The sequence below is a fragment of the Bacillus paralicheniformis genome, from assembly GCF_001042485.2.
GTDB lineage: Bacteria > Bacillota > Bacilli > Bacillales > Bacillaceae > Bacillus > Bacillus paralicheniformis.
In genome coordinates this window covers 71,924-95,357 of record NZ_LBMN02000011.1, presented here as the reverse complement: position 1 = coordinate 95,357, position 23,434 = coordinate 71,924, and the positions used below count along the sequence as shown (strand labels likewise).

Here is a 23,434-nt window from a genome sequence, read left to right as displayed (position 1 = left end):
GAAATGCGGCCGGGGCGTTTTTTTGAGAAAACAGAGGTGAAACATTTTAGATGATTCTGCGTATAAACTGGTAATTCATTTTTTAAGGGGGATACATATGGAAACGCATTTAGAAACTGAAAAAGTAAAAAATCCGTCATTGTTCGGATTGATTACCCATCCCGGAGAACAGTTTGAGAGAATGAGAGAAAAGCCGGCTGTCTGGTTTCCGCTTGTTATTGTTTTATTATTGTCGGTTACCGGCGCGTATATGCTCAGCGAAAAAACGGTGTTATCTACCGATTTGTCGGAAATGCCGGGAGATGATGAAACATTTGAAGCCACTATGAAGAGAATCGGGATCATCGGCGGGATCATCGGCGGGATCATCGGCTTTGTGATTGCCTTGCTGATCAGCGCTTTAATCTATTGGCTGATTGTCAAAATCGGAAGAGGAACAACCAATTTTGTTCACATGTTTTCGCTGTCTGTTTTTACATATTTTATTGCGGCTATCGGGCAATTCATAGGCGGGCTTGTGATCTATTATTCAAATATTGATCCCACGATCGCCATCACGTCTTTAAGCAGCATCATCCCGGCAGACGAGCCGCTCAAATCGGTATTAGGTGTATTTGATATTTTCACCATCTGGTCGCTCGCACTGGTTGCACTGGGTCTCCAAAAGGTTGGGGGCATCTCCAAAAAAGCGGCTTGGACCGGTGTGATCATTTTATTTGTGATCTCCATTTTGCTCGCTTTAACAGGCGGAATCGCGAGGAATTTCTTCGATACATTTGAAGGAGCAATGTAAATGAAAAAAATATGGATCGGCATTATCATTGTTGGGGCTGCTGCGCTTTTTATCGGACTCAACCTCTACCGCTCGGTGCAAACGGGCGGAGGGGCTGAAACAGCGGTCCAAACCGTCAAATTGGAAGAGAAAGAGATTTCTTCTGAAGTCATGGTTCCGGGCGCCCTAAAGTTTGCCAACGAACAATACGAATATTTTGAACCCGAAAAAGGGAAAATTGCCGACATCAAAGTAAAAGAAGGCGACAAGGTGAAAAAAGGAGATGTGCTTTTCACCTATACGAACGAAGAAATTCGCCTGGAAAAAGAACAGAATGCTTTATCCATTCAATCGAAGGAACTCCAGCTTGAACAGGTAAAGCGAAAAATCAGCAGTCTAAAAAGCAAGGAAGACGAGCTGAAGGCTGAGCTGGGAGCGGAAAAAGCCAAAAGGCAAATGGATGACGAACGGTCCCAGCTTGAAATGGAAGAAAAATCGCTTCAGCTTGAGCTGAAACAAGCCGACCTGCAAAAGGAAACGCTCGCGAAAAAATCTGCAGCGCTGCAAGTAAAAAGCGGCATTGACGGGACAGTGATCACCGCTGATAAACAAGCCGCCTTAAAGCAATCGGATATTCAAAAGCCGGTTATACATATAGGTAACGAGGACAAGCTTGTCGTTAAAGGTGTGTTGTCAGAGTATGACACATTGAAAGTGAAAAAGGGACAGAACGTGACCATCACATCGGATGTCATCCAAAATAAAGAGTGGCGGGGCAGAATCTCTCAAGTCGGATTGGTTCCCGAAGAAGAGGCGTCTGCAGGTGCTGCGGGAGGAAAGGAACAAGCTGTTCAATATCCGTTTGAAGTCAAAATAAAAGGGGAGCGTCCTAAAGCAAAGCCCGGCTTCAATATGATTCTCAAAATCCAGACGGACAAAAGAACCATTCAGGCTCTTCCTGAAGATGCCGTCAAGCAGGATGATGATCAATCATACGTGTATGTCGTCAGAGACGGAAAGGCGAAAAGGATCAATGTCAAAACCGGCGAGAAAGCAGATGGCGTCGTTGAAATTACCGGCGGTCTGACGAACAAGGACCGGGTTATCGCAAACCCGGCCGAGGACATGAAAAGCGGAACGGAAGTGAAGCTTCAATGATTGAGCTTTCCCGCGTGAAAAAAAGCTACCAAATCGGAGGGGAAACCATTGATGTTCTCAGGGAGATCAATATGAAAATTGAGCCGGGTGAATATCTGTCCATCATGGGGCCTTCCGGTTCCGGAAAATCGACAATCATGAACATTATCGGCTGTCTTGACCGCCCGACATCGGGTATTTACAGGCTGGACGGCGAGGATATTTCATCATATGGTGAAAGGGAGCTTGCCGGCGTCAGAAACCGTTTAATCGGTTTTGTTTTTCAGCAGTTTCAGCTTCTGCCGAGACTGAATGCCATAAAGAATGTGGAGCTTCCGATGATCTACTCCGGCATTCCAAGAAAAGAGCGGCGGGAGCGGGCCGAACGGGCGCTTGAAAAAGTCGGGCTCAAGGACAGAATGCGCCATTTGCCGAACGAGCTTTCCGGCGGCCAAAAACAGCGTGTAGCCATCGCAAGAGCGATCGTCAATGAACCGAAGCTGATATTGGCCGATGAACCGACCGGAGCGCTCGATACGAAAACAAGCCGGGATATCATGGAGCAATTCACCGAATTGAATGAGGAAGGAACGACGGTGGTGCTCGTCACCCACGAACCGGAGATTGCAGATTATACAAGCCGGATCATCATGGTGAGGGACGGTGTGATCGTCTCGCCGGAAACAGAGCGGAGGGGGACGGTGCAATGAATCTCATCGAAAACTTGAGAATGGCGTTAAGTTCCATCCTTTCCCATAAACTGCGCTCGATTTTAACAATGCTCGGAATCATTATCGGTGTAGGCTCTGTTATTGTCGTTGTTGCAGCGGGGCAAGGAGGAGAGCAAATGCTCAAGCAGACGATCAGCGGGCCCGGCAACACGGTCGAAATCTATTATCAGCCCAGCAATGAAGAATTGACGTCCAATCCCAACGCCTATTTAGACGCCGGCTTCACCGAAGAAGACATCAGAAGTTTAAAGTCACTCGAAGGCGTGAAGCATGTCGTTGCGAAAACTACCGAGTCTATGAATGTCCGTTTCCGGGATGAAAAAACGGATGCCGCTGTAAACGGCATTAATGACGGATATATCAGCATCAACTCGATGGAAGTCGAAAAGGGAAGAGAGTTTTCAGAAGAGGATTACAATGCCGGAAGCAGGGTCGCCGTCGTTTCGCCGAAACTTGCGGAGGAACTTTTTTCTCAGCAGTCGCCTCTCGGCCGCGTCGTATGGATCAATGGCCAGCCCGTTGAAATCATCGGCGTATTAAAAGAAGAAGCCGGGCTGCTTGCGTTGGGGATGAATGAGATGTATGTTCCGTTTTCAATGTTAAAATCGTCCTTCGGCATCAGCGACTATGACTCTGTCTCCGTTCAAGCTGAATCTGCCGACCATCTGCAAGCCGTCGGAAAGCAGGCTGCCGCGGCCGTCAACAACAATCACGGCACCACGGACTCGTACGAAGTGATGAACATGGAGGCCATAGCGGCCGGGATCAGCCAGATTACAACAATTATGACGATGTTCATCGGCTCAATTGCAGGCATATCTTTACTCGTTGGCGGGATCGGCGTCATGAATATTATGCTGGTGTCGGTCACGGAACGGACGAGGGAAATCGGGATTCGAAAATCGCTTGGTGCAACAAGAGGCCAGATTTTGATGCAATTTTTAATAGAATCGTCTTTGATCACGCTGATTGGCGGGGTGTTTGGCATCGGCCTCGGATACGGCGGAGCCGCCCTAGTTTCGTTTTTTGCCGGTTGGCCGCCGCTCGTTTCCTGGCAGGTGGTCCTCGGAGGCGTCCTGTTCAGCATGGCGATCGGGGTTATCTTTGGCCTCATCCCGGCCAATAAAGCGGCCCGCCTTCATCCGATTGATGCATTGAGGTATGAGTAAAGCGGCATATAGTCGTCAGCCGATAAGCGTCACTTTGAAACACCCGCTCCTACTCATGAGCATCGACTTAGCAGGCCTGACAACGAATGCGAGAGTTTGTCGACACGCTGAAACCGCCTTTAGAGGCGGTTTTTTTGTATGCGAAAATTAAACTAAATTTAAAAATACTTTTCTTACATTAATGATAGACTTAAAAGTGCTGAAAAATTGATCATTATGTTATGAAAGAGGTATTACAGGAGGAATTTTAGAGTGGAAGCCAATATAGAAACAGCAACTCAAGTAAAAAAACCGTCACTGTTCGGTATCATCACGAGCCCTGTCCGTCAGTTTGAAAGAATGAGAGAAAGGCCCGCAATTTGGCTGCCGATGATCATCGTGCTGGCGTTATCCGCCTTTTCCGTTTATCTTGTTTGTTGGGAACTAAGTGAGTTTCTTGGTTTGGATATAGATCCTGGACTAGAAGCCGCCCGTAATGTTTTTCAGTCTGTCATATTCTTCGTGCTCAGCGCTTTAGTATTGTGGCTGATTGCTAAAATAGGCGGCGGAAACACCAATTTTGCCTGCATGGTGTCTCTGTCTGTCTTTGCCACATTTGTACCTGTTATCAGAGACGTCATCATCGGTTTGGTGTATTATGCTTCGAATTCTGAGATCGCGTTTTCGTTCTCATCTCTTGATGGATATATTCCGGCCGAAGAGCCTCTTCTGAGCGTCCTGGAGATGTTTGATGTTTTTACAATCTGGGCGTATGTGCTGGTGGCGGTAGGACTGCAAAAAGCAGCGGGCGCTTCAAAGCGGGCGGCTTGGATCGGCGTTTTCGTCATATTTATTATGATGCTGATGTTGTCTTATTTATTAGGCTTATGGCAAGTATTTTTAGAACGTTCATTAGGCTGATGCATTATTGTAAAACCTCATGCGGCGAGCATGAGGTTTTTCTGAATGGTGTTTGAAGGAATAGATAATAATAATGTCACATATTTTTGCGGATTTTTATAGTTTATACAGTTTACAAACGGTACATATCACGATAATATGTTAAAATGTGAAAGATTTTGATGGTTATTGAATGAATTTGAAAGATTTTTGTTGAGTTATGTCGAAAAAGCGTTTACAATGTAATTGTAAGCTAAATGAAGGCGTTTCCAAAAGGGGTGATAATGTGTTGACTCCCGAACGGCATCAGTTGATTATTGACGAGATTGAAAAGCATGATGTCGTGAAAATCCAGTACTTAATGAATTTAACGAACGCATCTGAGTCAACGATCAGAAGAGATTTGTCGACGCTGGAAGCCCGCGGATATTTAAAGCGTGTTCATGGAGGGGCATCGAGGCTTTCCGATATTCGTACAGAGCCTGACATGCTAGAGAAATCATCCAAAAACCTTCATGAAAAGAGAAAAATCGCTCAAGAAGCGGCCTCACTTCTTGAAGAAGGCGATTGTATCTACCTTGATGCCGGAACGACCACATTGCAAATGATCGATTTTATCGATCCGGAGATGGATATTATCGTGGTCACAAATGGAGTCATGCACATTGAGGCATTAGGTAAAAAAGGCATTACTTTTTATTTATTAGGCGGGTATGTGAAGTATAAAACCGGAGCAATCGTGGGCGGTTCGGCTTTATCAGCCATCAGCCAATACCGGTTTGACAAAAGCTTCATCGGCGTCAATGGCATTCATAAAGAAGCGGGATTTACGACTCCGGATCCTGAAGAAGCGCTTTTGAAAACAAAAGCTGTCAACCAGGCGAAAAAAGCATTTATTTTAGCTGACGTTTCCAAGTTTGGGGAAATTTCATTTTCTGCCTTTGCCGGTTTAGACGAAGCAACTATCATTACAGCAGGATCTGCAAAACATTCATTTGATAACTATCAAGAAAAAACTGTCGTAAAGGTAGTGAAAACATGATATACACTGTAACTCTCAACCCATCGGTCGACTATATTGTTCACGTTGAAGAATTTTCCGTAGGCGGGCTGAATCGTTCAGTCTATGACACGAAATATCCCGGAGGCAAAGGAATCAATGTCTCACGCGTACTGAACAGACACCATGTACCTTCTAAAGTTCTCGGTTTTATCGGCGGTTTTACCGGGGGGTACATCAAATCATTTCTCGAAGAAGAAAAGCTTGAAACGGCTTTTCATGAGGTGAATGGAGACACGCGCATCAATGTCAAATTGAAGACCGGGGATGAGACGGAAATCAACGGGCAGGGGCCCGTCATCAGCCAAGAAGATTTCGCGGCCTTTTTAGACCAGTTTTCAGCGATGAAAGAAGGGGACATTGTCGTATTGGCTGGCAGCATTCCTTCTTCATTGCCGCAGGACACCTATGAAAAGATTGCAGAAAAGTGTGAAGAGCAAAATGTCCGGGTTGTCGTTGATATTTCGGGTGAGGCACTCCTAAAAGCAGCAGAAATGAAGCCGCTTTTAATGAAACCGAACCATCACGAGCTCGGTGAAATGTTTGGAACAACCATCACTTCAGCGGAAGAAGCGGTGCCTTACGGTAAGAAACTCGTTGAACGCGGGGCCGAAAACGCGATCGTTTCCATGGCTGGGGAAGGCGCACTTTTATTTACAAAAGACGGCGTCTACCATGCCAACGTACCTAAAGGAAAGCTCGTGAACTCAGTCGGCGCCGGAGATTCAGTGGTTGCAGGCTTTCTCGCAGGCATTGAAAAACAGCTCGACATCAAAGAAGCTTTTCGCTTAGGTGTCGCGTCAGGAAGCGCAACCGCCTTTTCAGAGGAGCTGGGAACGGAAGAGCTCGTTCACAAGCTGCTTCCGGAAGTTCAAGTCAAAGCGATTTAAAGGAGGAAAGGTTATGAAAATAACAGAGCTACTAACGAAGCATACGATCAAGTTAAACCTTGAGAGCAGCCAGAAAGAAAACGTTATCGAAGAACTCGTCAGCGTTTTGGATCAGGCGGGCAAGTTGAATGATAAAGAAGGCTACAAAGAAGCCGTGATCAACCGTGAGAAACAAAGTTCCACCGGTATCGGCGAAGGCATTGCCATCCCTCATGCGAAAACGGCAAGCGTTAAAGAGCCTGCGATCGCGTTCGGCCGTTCAAAAGACGGCGTCGATTATGAATCCCTTGACGGCCAGCCAAGCCATCTTGTTTTCATGATCGCTGCTACAGACGGCGCGAATAACACTCACTTGGAAGCATTGTCAAGACTGTCGACTTTGCTTATGAGGGAAGAGATTCGCAAACAGCTGCTTGAAGCTTCATCCGAAGACGAAATCATCGACATCATCAATCAGCATGATAAAGATGATGAAGAAGAAGAGCAGGCCGAAGAAGCATCTGCACCATCAGCAAAAGGAAAAATCCTTGCGGTTACAGCATGTCCGACAGGGATCGCCCACACGTTCATGGCCGCCGATGCTTTGAAAGAAAAAGCGAAAGAGCTCGGCGTTGATATCAAAGTTGAAACGAACGGTTCAAGCGGTATTAAAAATGGTCTGACAGCGCAGGAAATCGAAGATGCGGTTGCGATCATCGTCGCCGCCGATAAGCAGGTTGAAATGGATCGCTTTCAAGGCAAACATGTCATTGAAGTACCTGTAACAGCAGGAATCAGACGTCCGAAAGAGCTGATTGAGCAGGCGCTGAAACAAGACGCGCCTATCTATCAGGGTAAAGGCGGAGGTGCATCTGCATCTGCTTCTGAAGACGGAGCTGCCAAAGGAAAAGGCGGCGGTTTCTACAAACACTTGATGAGCGGTGTCAGCAACATGCTGCCATTCGTCGTCGGGGGCGGGATCTTAGTTGCGGTTTCATTCTTCTGGGGAATTAACGCGACCAAACCGGGAGATCCCACTTATAATGAGTTTGCAGCTGTATTAAATACTATAGGCGGAACTCAAGCACTTGGATTAATTGTCGCTGTATTGGCAGGATTTATCGCGATGAGCATCGCGGATCGTCCGGGGTTTGCGCCTGGTATGGTCGGAGGTTTCATGGCGACGCAAGCCGGCGCCGGTTTCTTAGGCGGACTGATTGCCGGTTTCTTGGCTGGTTATATTGTTGTCCTATTGAAAAAAGTGTTCGCTGGTCTGCCGCAAGTGCTTGACGGGTTAAAACCTGTCCTTCTTTATCCGTTGTTTGGAATATTCTTGACCGGAATCATCATGCATTATGTTGTCAATACGCCTGTCAAGTATATTATGGATGGCATGACACATTGGCTTGAAGGTCTTGGAACAGGAAACCTTGTTGTAATGGGTATTGTTTTAGGCGGTATGATGGCGATTGATATGGGCGGTCCGATCAACAAAGCGGCCTTCACATTCGGTATCGCGATGATTGAAGCTGGAAACTTTGGACCTCACGCAGCGATCATGGCGGGCGGTATGGTGCCTCCGCTTGGAATTGCCCTTGCAACGACTTTCTTTAAAAATAAATTTTCAAAACGGGATCGCGAAGCCGGAATTACCAACTACGTGATGGGCTTGTCATTTATTACTGAAGGTGCGATTCCTTTTGCGGCAGCCGATCCGGCGCGCGTCATTCCTGCTTCTATCATCGGATCAGCAGTTGCCGGAGGTTTGTCTCAATTTTTCCATGTCACACTGCAAGCGCCGCATGGCGGAATATTCGTTCTCTTCTTTACGACGAACCATGCGCTGCTGTATCTCCTCAGTATCTTGATTGGTGCGGTTGTGACGGCTCTCATTCTCGGCATCTTGAAAAAGCCGGTTCCAACTGAAAAATAAGTGCTGAAAGTGCCACAGTAATCCCTGTGTGGCACTTTCTTTTTTACCGTTTTTGCCGGAAGTGAACGCGGGAATTATGTATTCGGCAGGAACTTGTGATAAAGTATAGGAAAGCTTTATTTTGCATGTATGCTGTGACAGACTGTTTTTAGGAGGAAGCGTTTTGACTGAAGAAAAATCCACCCAAAATAAAAACTCTCTCTTTGAATGGGTAAAAGCCATTATTATCGCAGTCGTTCTGGCGTTATTGATCAGGGCATTTTTATTCGAACCGTATTTAGTCGAAGGTACATCAATGGATCCGACGCTGCACGACGGAGAGCGGCTGTTCGTCTATAAAACGGTTAAATACGTAGGCGAATTTAAGCGGGGAGATATCGTCATTATCGACGGCGATGAAAAAAATGTCCATTATGTGAAGCGCTTGATCGGCCTGCCGGGAGATACCGTGCAAATGAAAGACGACACGCTGTACATAAACGGGAAAAAGGTGTCTGAGCCGTATCTTTCGGAAAACAGAAAAGAGGCGGAAGCAGTCGGCGTCAAACTGACGGGCGATTTCGGCCCTGTGAAGGTTCCGGAAGGCAAGTATTTCGTGATGGGAGACAATCGCCAGAGATCGATGGACAGCCGGAACGGACTCGGACTGATCGATAAAAAACGAGTGGCCGGGACTTCACAATTTGTGTTTTTCCCGTTCAACGAAATCCGAAAAACAGACTGAAAAATGCCTGATGTCCATTTGGACAATCAGGCATTTTTGCTTGATTTATGCGGATAATGATGCCAGTACTGCGATAAACAGTACGGTAACGAACACAGAGGCCATAATCAGAAGAACGCTGTATAAGATTCTGATTTCCGCGGCTTCTTTTCCCCTTTTTGACAGCATTCGTTTCGCCGCGATATGAACGAACACGTAAATCATGGCAATCCCGATGTAAAGGCCCACATCCCGTGCTGTAAAGCCGGTTACGGCAAGATAAACCCCTGCGAAAAAAATAAACATGCAGTATTCCGTCAAAGTGATAAGCTTCATGTCTTCCTCCGTCTAACGATCCGAGTTTTCTTCAAATATCACCTTTTTATAATATATCTTTTGCAGCCATCCCACAAGGAGGCCGAAGCCGATCAGCAGACAGGAAAATATCAAAAAGTCCGAGGTCCACATATCAAACCCTTTGAAAAGCCCGATAGACATCGTAGAAATCACCATGGCCACTGACACGAAAAGCGCTTGGCGCGGCCTTGAATTGATCCACCTGATGATATCAGGATCATCTTTTAATTTCATTATTCCTTCCCCCATTCTTCAATAATTGTAACATATTGTCACAAAGAAAGTGTGAACAAGTGTTTTTTTGATATATTTTTCTTTAAAACTTTATCGTAAAAAAGCAAAGCATTTCTCTTGCGGAATTTTCGTGTTATACTCTTTTTAATGAAGTATAGATGGAGGATTTTAAATGATAGCTGTTCAAAATGTCAGCTTGCGGTTTGCGGACCGGAAGCTGTTTGAAGATGTAAATATTAAGTTTACGCCGGGTAACTGCTACGGATTGATCGGAGCAAACGGCGCCGGAAAGTCCACTTTTTTGAAAATATTATCAGGTGAAATCGAGCCTCAGACGGGCGAGGTTCATATGAGCCCGGGCGAACGCCTTGCCGTCCTGAAGCAGAACCACTTTGAGTATGAAGAGCATGAAGTGCTGAAAGTCGTGATCATGGGGCATAAACGCCTTTATGAAGTCATGCAGGAAAAAGACGCGATTTACATGAAACCCGATTTTTCAGATGAAGACGGAATCCGCGCCGCAGAGCTTGAGGGCGAATTCGCCGAGCTGAACGGCTGGGAAGCCGAAGGGGAAGCTGCGATTTTGTTAAAAGGCCTCGGCATTGCTGAAGAACTGCATACGAAGAAAATGGCGGATTTGGGCGGTTCCGAAAAGGTGAAGGTCCTCCTTGCACAGGCCCTGTTCGGAAAGCCTGACGTCCTTCTTCTCGATGAGCCGACCAACCACTTGGATATTCAGGCGATCCAGTGGCTTGAAGAGTTTTTAATCAATTTTGAGAATACGGTTATCGTCGTATCGCATGACCGCCACTTTTTGAATAAAGTATGTACGCATATCGCCGACCTGGATTTTAACAAAATTCAAATTTATGTCGGAAACTATGATTTCTGGTATGAATCAAGCCAGCTTGCGCTTAAAATGAATCAGGAAGCCAATAAGAAAAAAGAAGAGCAGATCAAACAGCTCCAGGAGTTCGTTGCCAGATTCAGCGCCAACGCCTCAAAATCGAAGCAGGCGACATCAAGAAAAAAACTGCTTGAAAAAATTACGCTTGACGATATTAAGCCGTCATCGCGCAAGTATCCGTACGTACATTTCACACCTGAACGCGAAATTGGAAACGATGTGCTTGTTGTCACAGACCTGTCGAAAACGATTGACGGTGTCAAGGTGCTTGACTCGGTCAGCTTTATGATGAATAAAGAAGATAAAATCGCCTTTACAGGCCGGAATGAGCTTGCCGCTACTGTGCTCTTTAAAATCCTTGCCGGGGAAATGGAGCCTGACAGCGGATCGTTTAAATGGGGCGTCACAACATCCCAGGCGTTTTTCCCGAAAGACAACAGCGAGTATTTTGAAAACAGCGATTTAAACCTTGTCGACTGGCTCCGCCAATTTTCGCCGCATGACCAAAGCGAAAGCTTCCTGCGCGGATTTTTGGGCCGGATGCTGTTCTCCGGGGAAGAAGTGCTGAAAAAAGCAAGCGTTTTGTCAGGGGGAGAGAAAGTCCGCTGCATGCTGTCCAAAATGATGCTGTCCGGCGCCAATGTGCTGATGCTTGATGAGCCGACCAACCATTTGGATCTCGAATCCATTACAGCGCTGAATAACGGTTTAATCAGCTTTAAAGGCGCTATGCTGTTTACATCTCATGACCATCAGTTTGTCCAAACAATTGCCAACCGGATCATCGAAATCACGCCAAACGGAATCGTCGATAAACAGATGAGCTATGATGAATTTTTGGAAGACAAAGCGGTTCAGGACAAGCTTGCTGAACTTTACGCGTAATGATAGAAAACCCGCCTTAAAAAGCGGGTTTTTTTATAAAAAGGGAGATGGTTGCCGTGTCATGCCGCAAGGCTCTTGAGCAATATATTCAAGCAACAAACACACATGAGTTTGAGAATGTCAAAAAGCTCCTTCATCCCGACGCTGTGTACTGGTTCTCGGATGAAACGTGCTCGGGCGTTAAGGAAATTCAGCGTTATTTTGAAAACGCCTGGAAGCAAATCGAAAACGAAGTATACAGCGCCAGTCATATCAGTTGGATCACGGAAACGGACGAACAGGCCGTCTGTCTTTATACATACGAATGGAAAGGGTTTTTTAGGGGTGAACCGGTTCAAGGGGCAGGCCGTGCGACAAACGTATTTGTAAAGGACGAGTCAGGAAGCTGGAAGCTGAAGCATGAACATTTAAGCAGTTTGCCCAAATCATGAGGAGGCAGGGCATTGGACGGCTTTATAGCTCCATCTATGTACGGAAGTTAGAAAGGCTGGCAGCATGCGGAAATGATATAAAAGGACCTCAGAAAACTTCTGAGGTCCTTTTGTGCGGAAGGCTTTAGATCGCCCAGTTGCCGTTTCTGAAAATCGGCTCTCTTTTTCCGTCTGCTGTGATTCCGTCTATATTCATTTCTCCTGAACCGATCATGAAGTCAACATGTGTAATGCTTTCGTTTAATCCTTCTTTCGCCAGCTCTTCGCGCGACATCTGCTTTCCGCCTTCGATGTTGAATGCGTACGCACTGCCGATTGCGAGGTGGTTTGAGGCGTTTTCGTCAAACAGCGTGTTGTAAAACAGAATATTGGACTTGGAAATCGGCGAATCGTGGGCAACGAGCGCAATTTCGCCTAAGTAGTGTGAACCCTCATCCGTTTCGATCAGCTCTTTTAAAATCTCTTCACCTTGTTCAGCTTTGACATCGGTGATCCGTCCGTTTTCAAATGTCAGCTGAAAGCCGTCGATCAGATTGCCGCCGTAGCTTAACGGCTTTGTGCTTGAAACAGTGCCGTTCACTCCGTCTTTTTTCGGAGCGGTGAATACTTCTTCTGTCGGCATATTGGCCATGAACTCGATGCCGTTTTCGTTAGTGCTTCCGGCGCCGACCCACAGGTGCTTCTCAGGAAGCTCGATCGTCAAATCTGTTCCTTTTGCTTGGTAATGAAGGGCTTGGTAATGCTTGTCGTTTAAGACGCTTACTTTATCGCGCAAAGTTTGATCGTGGTCTTTCCACGCCTGGACAGGATCTTCACGGTCGACGCGGGTCGTTTTGAAGATCTCATTCCACAGCTTTTGCATCGCTGTCTTTTCATCTGCGTCAGGGAATACTTTTTTGGCCCAGGCCGGTGAAGGTGCTGCGACGACAGTCCAGCTGACTTTATCCGATTGAATCATTTGCCTGTATGTATGCATCGCCTTTCCGGCGGCTTTTTGCTGGGCCGCGATTTTTTTGGAATCGATGCCTTTCAAAAGATCAGGGCTTGAAGAGACAATGGAAATAAAAGCGGCGCCTTCCTTAGCGAGCGTCTCCAGACCTTTCGCTTCCCACTCAGGGAATTCTTCAAAGGCTTCCGCTGGGGCCAGCTCATATTTCAGCCTTGTCACCTCATCATCCTGCCAGCGGACCGTTACGTTTTTTGCCCCTCTTTGATAGGCGCTTTTGACGAGGAGCCGTGCAAAATCGCGTACTTCTGTTGACGCGTTGATAACGACTTTCTGTCCTTTTTGAACGTTTACACCGACTTCGGCTACAAGCTTCGCATATTTGCTCAGTTTATCAGTAAACGAATTCATTGGCAAAACCTCCTTTATTGTCCATAACATCATATCAAATATTTGATTGAAAAGAAAAAAAGACGCAGCCCGGTAAGGCTGCATCTTTTTTAACGGTTGATTTTGGCCGTTTGGCCGGGGGGCGAGCTTGGCATGTTTGCAAGGGAGATGCTCATCCCCCCGAGAATAATACCGCTTAAAATAACGGTGATGGCCAGGCGTCTTCCCATATCTCTAAGCATGTTCTTCCTCCTTATCGTTTCTCCATTCCTCACGATATGAAAGAAGCAGGGAAAAAAGACGCGAAAACAAAAATTATTTAGCCGCTTTTTGCAATTTATCGATCACTTCAAGAGAGCGGCCCGTTCCGATGGCGACAGACTCGAGCGGATTTGCAGCAACATGCACGGGCACAACGATTTCCTGTGATAGCCATTCTTTGATGCCGTTCAATAGCGCGCCTCCTCCGGTTAAAATCACGCCCCGGTCGACAATGTCTCCGCTCAGCTCGGGAGGACAGTCTTCAAGCGTCGCTCTGATGGCTTCGATAATATGAAGGAGCGATTCGCGCATCGCCTTCTGAATCTCTATTGATTCCAGGGTAATCGTTTTCGGCAGGCCTGTGACAAGGTCGCGCCCTCTGACTTCCATCGTTTTCGTCTCATGGTCAATCAATGCGTAGCCGATCTCAATCTTGACTTCTTCGGCCGTCCGTTCACCGATCAGCAGGTTGTATTTTTTTCTGACGAATGACACGATGTCTTCATCAAGCTGGTCGCCGCCGATCCGGATCGAGTGGCATGAGACTACGCCTCCGAATGAAATGATCGCCACTTCTGTCGTGCCGCCGCCGATATCGACGACAACGTTTGCGACAGGTTCATCGACAGGCAGGTCTGCGCCGATGGCGGCAGCGACAGGCTCCTCAATCAAATGGACTTGCTTGGCTCCGCAGTTTTTGACAGCATCGCTGATCGCACGCCGTTCAACCGCGGTTGAACCGGATGGCGTGCAGACGACGACGCTCGGCTTTCTGAAAGTAAAGCCGATGTTCTTTCCGGCTTTTTTCATAATCTGCTTCAAGAGGTCTGTCGTCATGTCATAATCGGCGATGACTCCGTCTTTCATCGGTCTGACCGCGACGATTTTTCCCGGTGTCTTTCCGATCATGTTTTTGGCTTCTGTTCCGACCGCCAATACGCTCTTTGTTTCCGTATCCACGGCGACAACGGAAGGCTCATTTAAAATGATTCCTTTGTTTTTGCTGTAAACCAATATGTTAGCTGTGCCTAGATCAATTCCGATCTCGGTTGTTTGAAACATGTTTTCACCCAATCTCTATTTAAAATTTTTCCGAAAAACGAAATTTTCTTCGTGCTGAAAAAATGAATTTCATTTAAATTTTCTCAAATGATCGGCGATTTTTGGGGGTTTGTGACGAGTTTGAAACCAATCTGTAAAATGCTGTCCTCATATTGACATGATGAGAAAAATATTCATTTTTATGACCGAATTTTTGTCAAAGAAACGTTCAATAAGGGAAACCTTTTTCAGTCTTCGTTCGTCTATCGTTATGCTAAGACAATATCTTAGAAAAATAGAAACAAAAGAGGAAGTAGGCGAAAGTTTTGAAAGCAATTGGAGTTGTGAGAAAAGTAGACGAACTCGGCCGGATCGTGATGCCGATTGAATTGAGAAGAGCTTTGGATATTTCGATCAAGGACAGCATCGAATTCTTTGTCGACCAAGATAAAATTGTCCTGAAAAAATATAAACCGCACGGTGTGTGCCTAATGACCGGTGAAATCACTTCTGAAAACCGCGAGTACGGAAACGGGAAAATTACGCTGAGTCCTGAGGGGGCCGAATTGCTTTTGGAAGAAATAAAAGCTGCCTTAAACGAAGTGAAAGCATAAGATTTGAAGCCCTTCATCAGAAGGGCTTTTTCTTGCGTCGGCAGAAGATAAAACCGCCGTCACTGAAAAATTCAGCCATAGAGACGATAAATACTTCGAACAATCCTCTCAAATGTGGTGTAAAGAATGTTACAATTGACTGAGAAATACAAGTGGCAGGTGGGGGTATGAAAAGATATCAAGGACGAATCATTGCAACCGTGCTGGCAATGACTTTTATCATGTTTTGGAATTTTTTATTCTATGGGGTGTTGGGAAATAAAATCAATTGGACGGTTGATCTGCTGTTTACACTGGTGACATTAATCAGCGTTTGGTGGCTCACGCTTTATATCGATGAGTCCAATCAGCTTGTCTATAAACTGAAGGAAAGCGAAAAGAAATATAAAGAGCTTTCTTCAGAAACCAACCGCATCATGGATAACCTTCAGGAAATCGTCTTTCAGACGGACCGGATAGGATACATTACATTTTTGAATCAGGCGTGGACAACGTTGACCGGATACAGTGTTGAAGAGAGTCTTGGAACGATGTACAACGATTACTTTGACCATGAAGAACGGATCTCGAATCACCTGATCGCCCAGCTGAAGAACAAGGAGCCTGAAGGCAGGATCGAGGTGCTCTACCATCGCAAAGACGGAAGCAAGTTCTGGGGCGAAGTTCACTATAAACTTTATTATAAAAACGGTCAATTTACGAGCAGCTTGGGGACGCTGACTGATGTGACGGAACGGAAAAAAGCGGAGATGGAATTGTTCAAGTCGAATCAGCGGCTGGCTATGCAGTCTCAGAAGCTGGCGATGGCCGGGCAGCTCGCCGCGGGAATCGCTCACGAAGTCAGGAACCCGCTGACATCGGTAAACGGATTTTTGCAGCTGATGAAAGCGGAATATCCCGACCGGAAAGATTACTTTGACATTATTTTCTCAGAGATTAAACGAATCGATTCCGTGCTCGGCGAACTGCTTGTACTGGCCAAACCGCACCAGGTTCAATTTAAAAAGATCAACATCAATTCGGTTCTTCAGCAGGTGGCAACGCTTCTTGAGACCAACGCCGTGCTTTCCCACATTAAGATCGAAAAAGCGTTTCAGCACGGGGAGGAGTGGGAAATAAACGGCGATGAAAATCAAATCAAACAGGTATTCATCAATTTAATAAAAAACGGGATAGAAGCGATGCCTGACGGTGGAAAAATCACGATCTCCTCGGAGGTTGAAGGTGACTATGTGAAAATCAGCATCAAAGACGAAGGGGGCGGCATTTCCCAAGCCGATTTGGCAAAGCTCGGGGAGCCTTTCTTCTCAACGAAAGAAGAAGGGACGGGTCTTGGGCTGACGATTTGCCTGAATATTATCGGCGCTCACAACGGAGAAATGAAAATCGACAGCGAATTGGGCGAGGGAAGCACATTCCACATCCTGCTTCCGATCGACAAAGGGGCGGCATCTGAAGAAAACGATATTCAGCAAGGATGCTGCAGCCGCGCAACGATAAAATAAAAGAGGAAAAATTCCACTTCATATGATAGAATTTGTTCAGATTGACCCATGGAGGAATTACCGATGAAAAAAGAATTTGCAGTAATTGGACTCGGCCGGTTCGGCGGCAGCATTTGTAAAGCATTGAGTGAAGAAGGGCTTGAGGTAATGGCGATCGACAGAGATGAAGATCGCGTAAACGAATACGCCAAAATTGCCTCACATGCTGTGATAGGAGACACTACAGACGAATCAGTGCTGAAAAACCTTGGACTGCGCAATTTTGACCACGTCATTGTAGCGATCGGGGAGAACATTCAAGCGAGCATTTTGACAACGCTGATTTTGAAAGAGCTTGGTGTGAAAATGATTACCGTCAAAGCTCAAAACGATTATCACGAAAAAGTATTATCCAAAATCGGAGCGGACCGGATCGTTCATCCGGAGCGTGAAATGGGAAAAAGAATCGCCCACAACATCGTCTCCAACAATGTGCTTGATTATCTTGAACTTTCTGATGAACACAGCCTTGTCGAAATCGCAGCGAACGGCAAACTGGCCGGAAATACGCTGCTTGATCTTGATATCCGGGCCAGATACGGAATTAATATTGTCGCGATCAAGCGGGGGAAAGAAGTCATCGTATCTCCGCTTGCCACCGAAGAGATTCAAAAAGACGATATTTTAATCGTCATCGGCTCAAATCCTGACATTGAGAGATTTGAAAAAAAAGTTTTTCAACATTAAAATGCCATCGATCAGCCGCGGGAACCCCACTGCCCGCGGTTTTTTTGATCTTTTCATTGACTGTTTCAAACGATTCGGCTACGATATTGAACCATATCCATATAAAAATGAGAGGGGACATATATCTTTGGACAATGAGATGTTCATTCACCGGCTTGGCGCCGCCAGTCATCGCAAAAAAGCGGATACTGTAATTAAAAACGGAAAGATCATGGATGTTTTTAATCAGGAATGGTTGAAGACAGACATAGCTATCACAGACGGGGCCATCGTCGGTTTGGGCGATTATGAGGGGGAGAATACCATTGACGCAGAAGGACAAATGATCGTTCCAGGCTTTATCGACGGTCATGTCCACATTGAGTCTTCAATGGTGACGCCGCCCGAATTTGCCAAAGCGGTGATTCCCCACGGTGTAACAACCGTTGTCACCGATCCCCATGAAATCGCGAATGTCTCAGGAGTGAGGGGTCTTGAGTTCATGTTGGAGCAGGCTAAGATGACAAGGCTGAACATTCGTTTTATGCTCCCTTCTTGTGTGCCTGCGGCACCATTTGAAAAATCGGGTGCGGTTTTGAACGCTGCGGATTTACATCCTTTTTACAGCCGCGAAGAGGTGCTCGGGCTTGCGGAAGTGATGGACTATGTGGCCGTTGAAGCGGGAGAGCCGGATATGGTGCAAAAACTCATGGATGCCCATAAAGCGGACAAGCGGATCGACGGACATCTGGCCGGCTTGTCAGCTGGGTTCGTCAATGTCTACAGAGCGGCGGGCGTGCTGACAGACCATGAGGTCACGACACCTGAAGAGGCGCTTGAACGGGTCAGAAGAGGAATGTACGTCATGCTGAGAGAAGGCTCTGCGGCAAAGAATACACGTCATGTTTTGCCTGCGGTTAATGAGAAAAATGCGAGACGCTTCTTTTTCTGTACGGATGATAAGCATTTGGATGAACTGGTCGATGAAGGAAGCATTAACCATCAGGTCAAGCTTGCCATTCAAGAGGGACTTGACCCGTTTCTCGCATATCAAATGGGCAGCCTCAATGCAGCGGAATGCTTCGGGTTAAAGACGAAGGGAGCGGTTGCCCCGGGTTATGACGCAGACCTCCTTTTCATCAGCGATTTTGAGAACGTCAGCATTTCAAAGACGATGATCAACGGCGTGATCTGGAGCGGGGCAGAACAAAGCGAATGGACGGACGGCAAAGCGGCACCTGCTCTGCTCAAATCTGTCCATCTCCCTGATTTACATGAGGATGATCTGGAAATTCCGATCGTTCAAGGGAGTGAAATCAGGGTCATTGACATTATCCCCAATCAGCTTGAAACAAAGCTGTCCCTGACCAAGCCGAAAAGCGGCGCTTTTTTTCAGCCGGATCTGGAAAGCGATCTGTTGAAAATTGCAGTGATTGAGCGCCATCGCGGCGTTAAAGGAATCGGACTCGGCGTTGTCAGGGGCTTCGGTTTAAAAGAAGGCGCCATCGCGACAACGATTTCTCATGATTCCCACAATTTAATCGCTGTCGGTACAAATGATCAAGACATCTTAAAAGCGGTTGAACGTCTCGGAGAAATCGGGGGAGGCCTCACCATTGCAAAAGGAGGGAAGGAGCTTCAATCCGTCGCTCTGCCGATTGCCGGCCTCTTGTCGGACAAACCGCTTGAGACGGTAAACGAAAGCTTAAAATCTCTTCATGTAGCATTAACGGAGACAGGATTTTCAGGAGCGTTTAATCCTTTTCTGACGCTTTCTTTTTTAGCGCTTCCTGTTATCCCCGACATTAAAATGACGACAGAAGGCTTGTTTGATGTTAAAGCGTTTAGGCATATCCCGATTCAACCATAAAAAAACGGATGCACACCGGTGCATCCGTTTTTTGTTCAAGCCGCGATTAGACTTCCATAATAATCGGAAGGATCATCGGGCGGCGTTTTGTTTTTTCGTAGAGGAACGGAGCGAGCGTGTCTGTGATCTCGTTCTTAATTTCAGACCACTGCGTCGTTTTGCGTTCCATCACTTTTTTAAGGTGTCCTGCAATCAGGTCCTGGGCATCGTTGATTAAATCACCGGATTCTCTCATGTAGACAAATCCTCTGGAAATTAAGTCAGGTCCTGCGGACACTTTGAACTCTTTCATGTTGATGCTGACAACGACAATGACAAGCCCTTCTTCAGAAAGAATCCGGCGGTCGCGAAGCACGATGTTCCCGATGTCGCCGATGCCGCTTCCGTCAATATAGACATTGCCTGACGGGATTTTACCTGCGACTGAGGCTTCTTCGCTTGTCAAAGCAAGCACTTCGCCGTTGTCCATAATAAAGCAGTTTTCCTCAGGAATTCCGCAGTCTGTCGCAAGTTTGACGTGCATTTTCTGCATTCTGTATTCACCGTGAATCGGCATGAAAAACTTTGGCTTGATGAGGCGGAGCATCAGCTTTTGCTCTTCCTGTCCGCCATGTCCTGATGTATGAATGTTAGTCACAGCTCCGTGGATGACATCGGCGCCCGCCCGGTAAAGCTGGTTAATTGTGCGACTAACGCTGATTGTATTGCCCGGGATCGGAGATGATGAAAATACGACCGTATCCCCGGGAATGATGGAAATTTGCCGGTGTGTGCCGTTAGCAATTCGGGATAGCGCAGCCATCGGTTCACCTTGGCTTCCGGTACAAAGAATCGTCACTTTGCCGGCAGGAAGCCTGTTGATTTCATTCGCTTCAACAAACGTATTTTTCGGACACTTAATATACCCGAGCGTTTGGCCGATTTCAATCGCCGACTCCATGCTTCGTCCAAATACGGCAACCTTCCGTCCGTTTGCAACAGCTGCTTCGATCACCTGCTGCAGGCGGTGGATGTTTGACGCGAAGGTTGCGAAGATGATCCGCCCTTCAACTTTTCGGAAAATATCATCAATGCTTTCTCCGACTTTGCGCTCTGACATCGTGAAATCAGGGATTTCACTGTTGGTGCTGTCAGAAAGCAGGCAAAGCACGCCTTCTTTTCCGATTTCGGCCATCTTGGTCAAGTTGGCAGGTTCGCCTACCGGTGTAAAATCGAATTTAAAGTCACCGGTATGTACGATGTTTCCTTGCGGTGTTTTTACGACAATCCCGTATGAGTCCGGAATGCTGTGGGTCGTCCTGAAAAAAGAAACCGACGTTTTTCTGAATTTGACGATATCGTCTTCTTCAATGATATGAAGCTTTGTTTGACGCAGCAGACCGTGCTCTTCAAGCTTCTTTCTGAGAAGGCCGATGGCGAGCTGTCCGCCGTAAACGGGAATGTTCACCTGTTTGAGCAGGTACGGAATTCCGCCGATATGGTCTTCGTGGCCGTGCGTAATAAAAAGACCTTTGATTTTTTCTTCGTTTTTGACTAAATAAGTGTAGTCGGGGATGACATAGTCGATTCCGAGGAGCTCGTCTTCCGGAAACTTAATCCCCGCATCGATGAGCACGATCTCGTCCTGAAACTGGACCCCGTACGTGTTTTTGCCGATTTCCCCAAGTCCTCCAAGGGCAAATACAGCCGTTTGATCATTTTTTACAAATTTCATTCATTCATAACTCCAATACTTTAAAATTTTCGCTTTGCTTTTCATATTCTAAAAAAGCGTCTTCAACTTGCTGTATAAACTCAATATTGTAGTTGTATTGTTTTAATTTAGATCTGACTTCACGTTCAGATTGAGCTTCCACAAAAATTGAATCTGTTTTTTCACGAACAGGTACTTCGTCATTGCTTGCTTGATAAAATACCTTATAGATCATCCAAATCTCTCCTTAACTGCCGATTGTTAGACTCATCTTTCTATTATATTCGAAATTGCCTCATAAGAAAAGCGCTTGAGAAAAAAAGGACTCTTCCACATGAGTGAAGGTCCTTTTAGGCAATCGACTTTCTGCGCATCATGCCATTCAGCTGTTTTTTTAATTTTTTCCGCAGTCGGCGTAGCATACGGATTCCTCCTTTCTCTGACTTGTCCGGTCACTACCGTATCTCTTTAGTTCTATTATATGATGAATCCGTCTATTGTTACATGGATATTATTGGCATGTTGATTTTGTTTTGATTTTGGAGTGAAAAGGTTTTCTCGCGTACGCAGTTTTTGTATGATGTACAGGAGAACCATCAATCATACTAGCTAAGGGAGAAGGATTCACTGCCATGGATAAAAAGCTGATTTTCTTTGATATCGACGGAACGATTTATGATCATGATAAACGGATTCCCGACACCGCGAAACAGGCTGTCTCCGATTTAAAAGCGCAAGGCCATCATGTTTTCATCGCATCAGGCCGGGCGCCGTTTATGGTCAGGCCTGTGCTTGAAGAATTGGGCATCGATTCTTTTGTCTCTTATAACGGACAATATGTCGTTTTTGAAGGAGAGGTCATTTATAAAAACCCCATTGCCGAACAGTCACTGGAAGCGCTGCTTGCGCATTCGGACAGCTGCGGCCATCCCCTCGTCTTCATGGGAGAAGAGGGGATGCGCACTACATCTGCCGGCCATCCGTTCGTCCACGAAGGAATCGGCAGCTTAAAAGTCAATCCGCCGGAAGAGGACCGCGCCTATTTTAAAGGTAGGGACATTTTTCAGGTCCTCTTGTTCTGTACGCAAGACGAGGAAGAGCGGTACAGCCGGTTTCAGGAGTTTGATCTCGTCCGCTGGCACGAGCGCTCCACAGATGTGCTGCCTTCTGGCGGTTCGAAAGCGGAAGGAATCAAAAAAGTCATTGAAAAGCTTCCGTTCGACAGAGAGGATACTTACGCGTTTGGAGACGGTCTGAACGACCTGCAGATGATCGAGTTTGCGGGAACCGGAGTGGCGATGGGCAACGCTGTGCCCGAGCTGAAAAAAATAGCCGACTTTGTCACAAAGCCCGTCGATGAAGACGGCATTCAATACGCGGTAGAAGCCCTCGGGCTTTTGAAACCATAAAAAAACGGATCATGTCTGATCCGTTTTTTTATGTGCATTATCTGCCGACAGGCGTTGCGTTTTCGGGTTGTTTCAGAGGGTTTTCTTTGTCGATATGGTCGTAAAACATAATGCCGTTTAAATGATCGATTTCATGCTGGAATACGATTGCCGGAAATCCTTTTAAGCGGATGTCGACGTTTTCGCCATCAAGTGTCGTTCCTTTGACCCGGATCCGTTCATAGCGCGGAACATATCCGGGAATCGGTTCGTCGACAGACAGGCAGCCCTCGCCGCTTGTCAAATAGCATTTTTGAACAGAGTGGCTGACGATCTTCGGATTGAAAAGCGCATAGCTGTAAAGTGTCCCGTCTTCATTTTCGGCATGAACTGCGATCATTCGTTTATTGATATTAATTTGCGGAGCGGCTAGGCCGACACCAGGACGAAGGTTGTACTTTTGAGCGATTTCAGGGTCCTGGCTGTTTTTGACAAACTCGATCATGTTGCTCAGCTGTTTGATTTCTTCTTCGCTAGCTGGCAATTGAACTTCTTCGGCGACGGTTCTTAAAGCGGGGTGCCCGTCGCGGACAATGTTTTCCATTGTGATCAACATCTTCACTCCCAACGATTCATTATGTAAAGTATAGCGGATCTTGCTCTTTTCGCGCAATCTCTGTGCATGATAAAATGACCAGCCGAAGGAGGCTGGTCATGACGGATTCATCAGGGGCTAGCAGCCTAAATAAGCGGCCCCTACAATAATCAGCAAAATAAAGAGAACGACGATCAAAGCGAATGTGCGGCCGTAGCCGTATCCATAACCGCCGCCGTACCCGTATCCAGGGCAGCAATAACCGTACATATGAAGACCTCCTCCGTTATTTTACGCCAGCCTTTTCTTTTTGGTAGGCATGGCGTCTAATATAAATTATGTAAAAGTCCAACGGTTGT

The 23,434-nt window shown here is 46.4% G+C and carries 25 protein-coding genes; 16 read left to right on the top strand and 9 right to left on the bottom strand.

The genetic code is table 11. The features are described from left to right. Nucleotides 1–97 precede the first annotated feature (97 nt). The 9 genes from yknW (ACH97_RS08715) to lepB all read left to right on the top strand — a co-directional run bounded on the left by yknW (ACH97_RS08715) (nt 98) and on the right by lepB (nt 9,274). Complete coding sequence (gene yknW, locus ACH97_RS08715) at nt 98–793, top strand: YknW family membrane protein (RefSeq protein ID WP_020451220.1); 696 nt, start codon at nt 98–100, stop codon at nt 791–793. Further along, the gene (locus tag ACH97_RS08710) at nt 794–1,930 is read left to right on the top strand and encodes an efflux RND transporter periplasmic adaptor subunit (RefSeq protein WP_048350517.1); all 1,137 of its coding nucleotides are present in this window, start codon (nt 794–796) and stop codon (nt 1,928–1,930) included. Continuing rightward, nucleotides 1,927–2,619 (top strand): ABC transporter ATP-binding protein, encoded by a 693-nt coding sequence (locus ACH97_RS08705; protein ID WP_020451222.1) that lies wholly within the window; start codon nt 1,927–1,929, stop codon nt 2,617–2,619. Before ACH97_RS08710 ends, ACH97_RS08705 begins: the two co-directional genes overlap by 4 nt. After that, nucleotides 2,616–3,809: an ABC transporter permease gene (locus ACH97_RS08700; RefSeq protein WP_048350518.1), complete on the top strand. Its 1,194-nt coding sequence runs from the start codon at nt 2,616–2,618 to the stop codon at nt 3,807–3,809. Before ACH97_RS08705 ends, ACH97_RS08700 begins: the two co-directional genes overlap by 4 nt. A 252-nt stretch (nt 3,810–4,061) precedes the next feature. Next, nucleotides 4,062–4,709, top strand: coding sequence for a YknW family membrane protein (gene yknW / locus ACH97_RS08695; RefSeq protein WP_020451224.1), 648 nt, complete (start codon nt 4,062–4,064; stop codon nt 4,707–4,709). A 265-nt stretch (nt 4,710–4,974) separates the two neighbouring features. Continuing rightward, on the top strand, nt 4,975–5,730 hold the full coding sequence (locus tag ACH97_RS08690; RefSeq protein WP_020451225.1) for a DeoR/GlpR family DNA-binding transcription regulator: 756 nt from the start codon (nt 4,975–4,977) through the stop codon (nt 5,728–5,730). After that, nucleotides 5,727–6,638, top strand: coding sequence for a 1-phosphofructokinase (gene pfkB, locus ACH97_RS08685; RefSeq protein ID WP_020451226.1), 912 nt, complete (start codon nt 5,727–5,729; stop codon nt 6,636–6,638). Before ACH97_RS08690 ends, pfkB begins: the two co-directional genes overlap by 4 nt. A gap of 13 nt (nt 6,639–6,651) precedes the next feature. Beyond that, nucleotides 6,652–8,550, top strand: a complete 1,899-nt coding sequence (locus tag ACH97_RS08680; RefSeq protein ID WP_020451227.1) for a PTS fructose transporter subunit IIABC — start codon at nt 6,652–6,654, stop codon at nt 8,548–8,550. A 163-nt stretch (nt 8,551–8,713) separates the two neighbouring features. Then, the gene (lepB, locus tag ACH97_RS08675) at nt 8,714–9,274 is read left to right on the top strand and encodes a signal peptidase I (protein WP_020451228.1); all 561 of its coding nucleotides are present in this window, start codon (nt 8,714–8,716) and stop codon (nt 9,272–9,274) included. A 45-nt stretch (nt 9,275–9,319) separates the two neighbouring features. Here lepB and ACH97_RS08670 read toward each other — a convergent pair whose 3' ends face one another. Next, a complete protein-coding gene (locus ACH97_RS08670) occupies nt 9,320–9,589 on the bottom strand; it encodes a hypothetical protein (protein WP_020451229.1) in 270 nt (89 codons plus the stop codon). Between the two features lie 12 nt (nt 9,590–9,601). Next, nucleotides 9,602–9,844, bottom strand: coding sequence for a hypothetical protein (locus ACH97_RS08665; protein ID WP_020451230.1), 243 nt, complete (start codon nt 9,842–9,844; stop codon nt 9,602–9,604). 172 nt (nt 9,845–10,016) lie between these two features. On the opposite strand from ACH97_RS08665, the gene ACH97_RS08660 reads away from it, so the two are divergent. Continuing rightward, entirely contained in the window at nt 10,017–11,636 is a 1,620-nt protein-coding gene (locus ACH97_RS08660) for an ABC-F family ATP-binding cassette domain-containing protein (protein WP_020451231.1), read from the top strand. 56 nt (nt 11,637–11,692) lie between these two features. Further along, entirely contained in the window at nt 11,693–12,067 is a 375-nt protein-coding gene (locus ACH97_RS08655) for a YybH family protein (RefSeq protein WP_020451232.1), read from the top strand. 124 nt (nt 12,068–12,191) lie between these two features. Here the strand turns inward: ACH97_RS08655 and ACH97_RS08650 are convergent, their stop codons facing one another. The 3 genes from ACH97_RS08650 to mreBH all read right to left on the bottom strand — a co-directional run bounded on the left by ACH97_RS08650 (nt 12,192) and on the right by mreBH (nt 14,726). Further along, nucleotides 12,192–13,424 carry an aminopeptidase gene (locus tag ACH97_RS08650; RefSeq protein WP_020451233.1) on the bottom strand — a complete coding sequence of 411 codons (1,233 nt, stop codon included), beginning with the start codon at nt 13,422–13,424 and terminating at the stop codon, nt 12,192–12,194. A gap of 89 nt (nt 13,425–13,513) precedes the next feature. Continuing rightward, nucleotides 13,514–13,645 (bottom strand): protein YkpC, encoded by a 132-nt coding sequence (locus ACH97_RS23405; RefSeq protein WP_003181378.1) that lies wholly within the window; start codon nt 13,643–13,645, stop codon nt 13,514–13,516. A gap of 73 nt (nt 13,646–13,718) precedes the next feature. Continuing rightward, the gene (gene mreBH / locus ACH97_RS08645; protein WP_020451234.1) at nt 13,719–14,726 is read right to left on the bottom strand and encodes a rod-share determining protein MreBH; all 1,008 of its coding nucleotides are present in this window, start codon (nt 14,724–14,726) and stop codon (nt 13,719–13,721) included. 305 nt (nt 14,727–15,031) lie between these two features. Between mreBH and ACH97_RS08640 the strand changes: the two genes are divergently transcribed. The 4 genes from ACH97_RS08640 to ade all read left to right on the top strand — a co-directional run bounded on the left by ACH97_RS08640 (nt 15,032) and on the right by ade (nt 19,399). Beyond that, nucleotides 15,032–15,319, top strand: coding sequence for an AbrB/MazE/SpoVT family DNA-binding domain-containing protein (locus ACH97_RS08640; RefSeq protein WP_020451235.1), 288 nt, complete (start codon nt 15,032–15,034; stop codon nt 15,317–15,319). Nucleotides 15,320–15,486: 167 nt separating this feature from the next. Continuing rightward, nucleotides 15,487–16,824, top strand: coding sequence for an ATP-binding protein (locus ACH97_RS08635; RefSeq protein ID WP_020451236.1), 1,338 nt, complete (start codon nt 15,487–15,489; stop codon nt 16,822–16,824). A 63-nt stretch (nt 16,825–16,887) separates the two neighbouring features. Next, nucleotides 16,888–17,550 carry a potassium channel family protein gene (locus ACH97_RS08630; protein ID WP_020451237.1) on the top strand — a complete coding sequence of 221 codons (663 nt, stop codon included), beginning with the start codon at nt 16,888–16,890 and terminating at the stop codon, nt 17,548–17,550. A 127-nt stretch (nt 17,551–17,677) separates the two neighbouring features. After that, nucleotides 17,678–19,399 carry an adenine deaminase gene (gene ade / locus ACH97_RS08625; RefSeq protein ID WP_020451238.1) on the top strand — a complete coding sequence of 574 codons (1,722 nt, stop codon included), beginning with the start codon at nt 17,678–17,680 and terminating at the stop codon, nt 19,397–19,399. Nucleotides 19,400–19,445: 46 nt separating this feature from the next. Here the strand turns inward: ade and rnjA are convergent, their stop codons facing one another. Then, a complete protein-coding gene (rnjA, locus tag ACH97_RS08620; RefSeq protein ID WP_020451239.1) occupies nt 19,446–21,113 on the bottom strand; it encodes a ribonuclease J1 in 1,668 nt (555 codons plus the stop codon). A gap of 4 nt (nt 21,114–21,117) precedes the next feature. Continuing rightward, a complete protein-coding gene (locus ACH97_RS08615) occupies nt 21,118–21,327 on the bottom strand; it encodes a DNA-dependent RNA polymerase subunit epsilon (RefSeq protein ID WP_020451240.1) in 210 nt (69 codons plus the stop codon). Nucleotides 21,328–21,724: 397 nt separating this feature from the next. Here ACH97_RS08615 and ACH97_RS08605 point away from each other — a divergent pair, with 397 nt between their 5' ends. After that, nucleotides 21,725–22,501, top strand: a complete 777-nt coding sequence (locus ACH97_RS08605) for a Cof-type HAD-IIB family hydrolase (protein WP_020451241.1) — start codon at nt 21,725–21,727, stop codon at nt 22,499–22,501. A gap of 37 nt (nt 22,502–22,538) precedes the next feature. On the opposite strand, the gene def is transcribed toward ACH97_RS08605, so the two are convergent. Together def and ACH97_RS22805 are read right to left on the bottom strand one after the other, a co-directional pair. Continuing rightward, the gene (gene def / locus ACH97_RS08600) at nt 22,539–23,093 is read right to left on the bottom strand and encodes a peptide deformylase (protein WP_025811364.1); all 555 of its coding nucleotides are present in this window, start codon (nt 23,091–23,093) and stop codon (nt 22,539–22,541) included. A 120-nt stretch (nt 23,094–23,213) separates the two neighbouring features. After that, nucleotides 23,214–23,345: a YjcZ family sporulation protein gene (locus tag ACH97_RS22805; protein ID WP_003181399.1), complete on the bottom strand. Its 132-nt coding sequence runs from the start codon at nt 23,343–23,345 to the stop codon at nt 23,214–23,216. Nucleotides 23,346–23,434 lie beyond the last annotated feature (89 nt).

What these genes read in the sequence shown, in the direction of transcription:
- ACH97_RS08700 (WP_048350518.1), top strand. Translation starts at nt 2,616, where the DNA reads ATGAATCTCATCGAAAACTTGAGAATGGCGTTAAGTTCCATCCTTTCC.
- ACH97_RS23405 (WP_003181378.1), bottom strand. Translation starts at nt 13,645, where the DNA reads ATGCTTAGAGATATGGGAAGACGCCTGGCCATCACCGTTATTTTAAGC.
- rnjA (WP_020451239.1), bottom strand. Translation starts at nt 21,113, where the DNA reads ATGAAATTTGTAAAAAATGATCAAACGGCTGTATTTGCCCTTGGAGGA.
- ACH97_RS08605 (WP_020451241.1), top strand. Translation starts at nt 21,725, where the DNA reads ATGGATAAAAAGCTGATTTTCTTTGATATCGACGGAACGATTTATGAT.
- ACH97_RS08665 (WP_020451230.1), bottom strand. Translation starts at nt 9,844, where the DNA reads ATGAAATTAAAAGATGATCCTGATATCATCAGGTGGATCAATTCAAGG.
- ACH97_RS08630 (WP_020451237.1), top strand. Translation starts at nt 16,888, where the DNA reads ATGAAAAAAGAATTTGCAGTAATTGGACTCGGCCGGTTCGGCGGCAGC.
- ACH97_RS08670 (WP_020451229.1), bottom strand. Translation starts at nt 9,589, where the DNA reads ATGAAGCTTATCACTTTGACGGAATACTGCATGTTTATTTTTTTCGCA.
- ACH97_RS08710 (WP_048350517.1), top strand. Translation starts at nt 794, where the DNA reads ATGAAAAAAATATGGATCGGCATTATCATTGTTGGGGCTGCTGCGCTT.
- ACH97_RS08705 (WP_020451222.1), top strand. Translation starts at nt 1,927, where the DNA reads ATGATTGAGCTTTCCCGCGTGAAAAAAAGCTACCAAATCGGAGGGGAA.
- ACH97_RS08650 (WP_020451233.1), bottom strand. Translation starts at nt 13,424, where the DNA reads ATGAATTCGTTTACTGATAAACTGAGCAAATATGCGAAGCTTGTAGCC.
- yknW (WP_020451220.1), top strand. Translation starts at nt 98, where the DNA reads ATGGAAACGCATTTAGAAACTGAAAAAGTAAAAAATCCGTCATTGTTC.
- pfkB (WP_020451226.1), top strand. Translation starts at nt 5,727, where the DNA reads ATGATATACACTGTAACTCTCAACCCATCGGTCGACTATATTGTTCAC.
- mreBH (WP_020451234.1), bottom strand. Translation starts at nt 14,726, where the DNA reads ATGTTTCAAACAACCGAGATCGGAATTGATCTAGGCACAGCTAACATA.
- ACH97_RS08615 (WP_020451240.1), bottom strand. Translation starts at nt 21,327, where the DNA reads ATGATCTATAAGGTATTTTATCAAGCAAGCAATGACGAAGTACCTGTT.
- ACH97_RS08680 (WP_020451227.1), top strand. Translation starts at nt 6,652, where the DNA reads ATGAAAATAACAGAGCTACTAACGAAGCATACGATCAAGTTAAACCTT.
- ACH97_RS22805 (WP_003181399.1), bottom strand. Translation starts at nt 23,345, where the DNA reads ATGTACGGTTATTGCTGCCCTGGATACGGGTACGGCGGCGGTTATGGA.
- ACH97_RS08635 (WP_020451236.1), top strand. Translation starts at nt 15,487, where the DNA reads ATGAAAAGATATCAAGGACGAATCATTGCAACCGTGCTGGCAATGACT.
- ACH97_RS08660 (WP_020451231.1), top strand. Translation starts at nt 10,017, where the DNA reads ATGATAGCTGTTCAAAATGTCAGCTTGCGGTTTGCGGACCGGAAGCTG.